The organism is Ruminococcus difficilis (genome assembly GCF_016680995.1).
In genome coordinates, this window is sequence record NZ_JAEQMG010000015.1 from 1 (window position 1) to 4,707 (window position 4,707).

Sequence of the window (4,707 nt, forward strand, 5' to 3'; positions counted from 1 at the left end):
TTTTTTCTTACAGACAATTATATTACGGAGGTTCAAAAGGCATGAAAAGAGTTCCAAAGCCGGTGTTCTTCATTGTTGCTTTGCTGATACTTGCCTTTTCGTTTACTGCGATTTTCGGAGTATCCTATTACACAGGTGACAACAAAAACACAGTACTCAAGGGTATCGGCGACATTCGATGGGGAATCGACATCAGGGGCGGCGTTGAGGCGACATTTAAGCCTGCCAACAACTACGACGCTACCGATGAACAGCTGGAATCGGCAAAATCCATCATTGAGCTTCGTATGATTTCACAGGGCATCACAGACTACGAGCTGTACGCTGACAGAAACAGCGACAGAATCATCGTTCGTTTCCCCTGGAAGTCAGACGAAACAGAATTCAACGCGGTAAACGCGATTGAGGAGATCTCCTCGACCGCAAATCTTACCTTCCGTCCCGGTAAGTCCTACGAGTCAACTGACGTAGGCTCCGACGGAGAGTACATCTACAAGACTCCTACGGGAGATACCGCGACAGTTCTCATGGACGGCTCGGCCGTTGAGAAGGCAGAGGCGCAGTACTATCAGGACGACAGCGGTAAGGCGCAGTATGTTGTAAGCCTTACTCTCAACGAAGAGGGCGCCAAGACCTTCCAGGAAATCACCACTACCTACTTAAACCAGACTGTCTCCATCTGGATGGACGACATTATGCTTTCCGCTCCTACCGTTCAGGCGACAATCACTGACGGCAAGGCGCAGATTTCAGGCAGCTTCACCGCTAAGCAGGCAACAGAGCTCGCTCAGAAGATCAACGCGGGCGCGCTTCCCTTCCAGCTGGAAACCGCCAACTACGGCAACATTTCCGCTACCCTCGGTGAAAACGCCCTCACGGCAATGGCATACGCGGCGGTTGTCGCCTTTATCCTCATTGCTCTGATCATGATTATTTTCTACCGTCTCCCCGGTTTTGTAGCGATCATCGCTCTTATCGGTCAGATGGGTCTTACCGTTGCGGCGGTTTCGGGTTATTTCCCCGCATTCCCGTCCTTTACAATGACTCTGCCCGGTATTGCGGGTATGATCCTCTCCATCGGTATGGGCGTTGACTGTAACGTTATTACCGCGGAGCGTATCAAGGAAGAGCTGCGCGGCGGCAGAACGCTCGACGGCGCTCTCGACAAGGGTTCCAAGAACTCGCTCTCAGCGATCGTCGACGGTAACATGACCGTTGTAATCGTATCTATCATTCTTATGCTGGTATTCGGACCGTCCAACATTCTTTCCTTCATCTTCGGCGAGTCCACTACAGGTACCATCTACGCGTTCGGTTATACACTGCTCGTCGGTGTAATTTCCAACTTCATCATGGGTATCTTCTTCTCAAGACTGATGCTCAGAAGCATTGCAGGTATCAAGCCTCTGCGCAAAAATTGGTTGTTTGGAGGTGCGAAAGATGAAAAATGATGTTCAGACCAAGACTGACGTTCAGATGACCGAACAGGAGGTCAGCGAGAAGTTCAACCGCGGCAGAAAGGTTATCGACTTTGTCGGCAGCAAGAAGATCTTCTTCGGTGTTTCGCTCGGAATCATGCTGATTGGTATCATCTGCAACTTCATTTTCGGCACCACCCTCGACATTCAGTTCTCGGGCGGCGCGACCCTTACCTTCAGCTACACCTCTGACGAGGAGCACCCCATCGACCAGAACGCCCTTTATGATTTTATCCAGGAAAAGACAACCGATAAGATCACAACCTCGTTCTCTGAGGATCTGATGGGCAACACAGGCAAGAACGTATCCGTACAGTTCTCGGGCAACGACTCCATCGAAACCGATATTCAGAAGAACCTCGAGAAGGATCTTCAGGCTCAGTATCCCGACAATAACTTCATCACACTTGAGGCGAACTCGGTTGACGCTTCCATGGGTTTCAGCTTCCTGCTCAAGTGTCTTGCGGCGGTAGCTCTCGCGAGCATTCTGATGGTTCTCTATGTAACCATCCGCTTCAAGAAAATCGGCGGTCTTTCCGCAGGCGTCATGGCTCTGGTAGCTCTGTTCCACGACGTAGCGATGATTTACTTCCTCTACGTTATCTTCCAGATGCCTATCGACTCAAACTTCATCGCGGTTGTACTCATGATTCTCGGTTACTCACTGAACGATACCATCGTTATTTACGACCGTGTCCGTGAGGAGAGAAAACTCATGGGCAGAAGAACAGACGTCGGCACCGTATTCAACGTTTCCGCGACAAAGACGCTCAAGCGTACAATCATGACCTCTGTCACCACCCTGACAGCGATTATGACCGTTTACATACTCGCGACGATCTTCAATATCTCCTCGGTTAAGGGCTTCGCTCTTCCGATGATGATCGGTGTAGTTTCAGGCTGTTATTCCTCAATCTGCATCGCAGGTCCTCTCTGGGTTATGTGGCAGAACCACAAGGCAAAGAAGAAGGCCGCAAAATAATAATATAAAAAAACGGAGAGGCTTGTTTTCAAGTCTCTCCTTTTTGTTTACAGGATATTTTCGGCGTACGGGTACTCGCTGTCCTTTATGGACGCGAGCGCCTTTTTTGTTTTCTCGCTTTCCGAGAAGTACATATCGGGGTTGCCGCTTTCAATGTGCGATTTCATCTGAGCGATGCCAAGTCCTATGCCGTCCACATAGTCGTGAATCAGCAAAGCGTCGATTCCGTGAGCGCTGTCCGTCCACTCGTCGTTCAATCGAGTGCATTCCGTGAGAGCGTTCTCGAAATCGTCGCGCAGCATATAGCCGTCTATTCTGTCAATCGTATCGGTGTAGCTGTCCACGCTGCTGCTGATGTAAGCTGTTTCGATTACAGCGCCTATTGCGCAGGCTGCGAGAAGGGCTAGGGAGATTATTATACGCTTCATGAAACCTCCTTTGCGATCAGGTTGTATTTGCCGTTTCCGTCGAGGGTGAGGATAAAGACCTCGCTCAGCTTTGCATTATTCTCTTGCAGAATATTATCGACCTGCATACGGCTGCCGCTGCACAGCTTCAAGCCGTCGTCGAGCAGCTCTCCGTCGCAGACCACCACAGCCTCCAGCTTTTTGTCGTCAATTGTAACACCCAGATCCTGAGCGGTCGGCACGCGGTTCTGAGGCTTCTCAAGAACGCTGATTGAGCCGTTCGTTTCCACAATGCAGTACTGCACCTCGTCGATTGAAAATATATCCTGCTGCCTGAGCTGTGCGAATAAGTCCTCGGCGCTCATTCTCAGACGCTTGAGCTGCTTTTGCAGGAGCTTTCCGTCCTCGATTACCACGACAGGGTTGCCGCAGATCAGGCGGCGGAACAGGCGGCTCTTCATCATCAGCGCGCTCGCAGCGATTTCGAGCGACACCAGAACAAGCACGGGGATAACGCCGCTGAGCAAGGGCTGCGAGGTGTTCTGCATCGGGAGAGAGGCAATATCCGATACCACCAGAGTCACCACAAGCTCGCTCGGCTGCATATCGCTGATTTGCCGCTTTCCCATCAGGCGGATCGCGAGAATAATAAATACGTAAAGGATCACCGTTCGTAGAATTGAAATAATCATTATATCACCAAGCCTATTATCTGCAAAATTGCTCTGTATATTCGCGGGGTTTTTGCTTAGGTTAATAATGGTGATTGTATGAATTATTCTATAAACGAAATAAAGCTCAGTCTGCAAAGTCAGTTTGACAATTCCGCTGACCTTAGTGTGCGCGTTTTTACACTGAAATCCGCTCTGAAGATTCAGGCGGCGGTGATAACCATGGAAGGACTCGTCGATAAGGAACAGCTCTCCCAGAGCGTTCTCAATCCGCTTTTGACCTTTGATTACGGCGCACGCGACTCTGCCGCCGTTTCTGTCATTGCGTATTCCTCGGTGATGGCATCGTCCGATGTGATCAAGCTCAGCTCGGCTGATGAGATCGTGACCTACATCACCTCGGGCTTCGCTGTGCTGATGATTAACGGGGCAGAGGAGCTATACGCCGTCGGCGTTCAGGGCTACAGCTTCCGCGGAGTCAGCGAGCCTGAGAGCGAGGTTGTACAGCGCGGCTCACGCGAGGGCTTTACCGAGCCGCTGCGCGTCAATATGTCGATGATTCGTCGGCGAATGAAAACGCCCGACCTCAAGTTTGAGCAGATGACCGTCGGTACTGACAGCAAAACACAGCTGATGATTTGTTATCTGCAATCTCAGGTTTCGCTCGACTTGCTCAACAAGCTGAAAAACCGCCTTTCCGGCTGCAATCTCGAAACCGTTCTCGCCTCGGGATACCTTTCTGACTATCTCGAGGACAACGGCTCGGGCAGTCTTTTTTCGGGAGTCGGTATATCCGAAAGACCCGATACGGTCTGCGGCAAGCTGACCGAGGGCAGGATCGCGATTATAGTCGACGGCACTCCTGCCGTGATGATCGTTCCGCACCTCTTTGTCGAGGAGTTCCAGAGCGTCGACGACTACTCAAACCGCACCTACTATGCCGCCTTTATCCGCCTGATGAAGTACCTCTCGTTCTTCGTCTCGGTATTTCTTCCCGGACTGTACGTCGCGCTCGCGCAGTTTCACCCCGAGTATTTCCCGACGTGGCTGCTGATCAATACCTCCGAATCCCTCGCTCAGACTCCGTTTCCCGTGACCGCCGAGGTGCTCGCGATAACGGTGGTGTACGAGATAATGAAGGAAGCCGGTCTGCGGATACCGAAATCCCT

5 protein-coding genes are annotated in these 4,707 nt (G+C 51.2%); 3 read left to right on the forward strand and 2 right to left on the reverse strand.

Annotated features, from left to right (window positions below):
- Nucleotides 1-41: 41 nt before the first annotated feature.
- Together secD and secF are read left to right on the forward strand one after the other, a co-directional pair.
- Nucleotides 42-1,451, forward strand: a complete 1,410-nt coding sequence (gene secD / locus JKK62_RS01005; RefSeq protein ID WP_186834162.1) for a protein translocase subunit SecD — start codon at nucleotides 42-44, stop codon at nucleotides 1,449-1,451.
- Nucleotides 1,441-2,460, forward strand: coding sequence for a protein translocase subunit SecF (gene secF, locus JKK62_RS01010; RefSeq protein WP_186834161.1), 1,020 nt, complete (start codon nucleotides 1,441-1,443; stop codon nucleotides 2,458-2,460). Before secD ends, secF begins: the two co-directional genes overlap by 11 nt.
- Before the next feature lie 47 nt (nucleotides 2,461-2,507).
- Here the strand turns inward: secF and JKK62_RS01015 are convergent, their stop codons facing one another.
- Nucleotides 2,508-2,888, reverse strand: coding sequence for a DUF4363 family protein (locus tag JKK62_RS01015; RefSeq protein ID WP_186834160.1), 381 nt, complete (start codon nucleotides 2,886-2,888; stop codon nucleotides 2,508-2,510).
- Entirely contained in the window at nucleotides 2,885-3,559 is a 675-nt protein-coding gene (locus JKK62_RS01020) for a DUF421 domain-containing protein (RefSeq protein WP_201426567.1), read from the reverse strand. Before JKK62_RS01020 ends, JKK62_RS01015 begins: the two co-directional genes overlap by 4 nt.
- A gap of 78 nt (nucleotides 3,560-3,637) precedes the next feature.
- Between JKK62_RS01020 and JKK62_RS01025 the strand changes: the two genes are divergently transcribed.
- On the forward strand, nucleotides 3,638-4,707 hold a 1,070-nt coding region (locus tag JKK62_RS01025; protein WP_201426568.1), incomplete at its 3' end, for a spore germination protein.

Coding starts and splice junctions, on each gene's coding strand:
- JKK62_RS01015 (WP_186834160.1), bottom strand. CDS start 2,888: ATGAAGCGTATAATAATCTCCCTAGCCCTTCTCGCAGCCTGCGCAATA.
- JKK62_RS01020 (WP_201426567.1), bottom strand. CDS start 3,559: ATGATTATTTCAATTCTACGAACGGTGATCCTTTACGTATTTATTATT.
- secF (WP_186834161.1), top strand. CDS start 1,441: ATGAAAAATGATGTTCAGACCAAGACTGACGTTCAGATGACCGAACAG.
- secD (WP_186834162.1), top strand. CDS start 42: ATGAAAAGAGTTCCAAAGCCGGTGTTCTTCATTGTTGCTTTGCTGATA.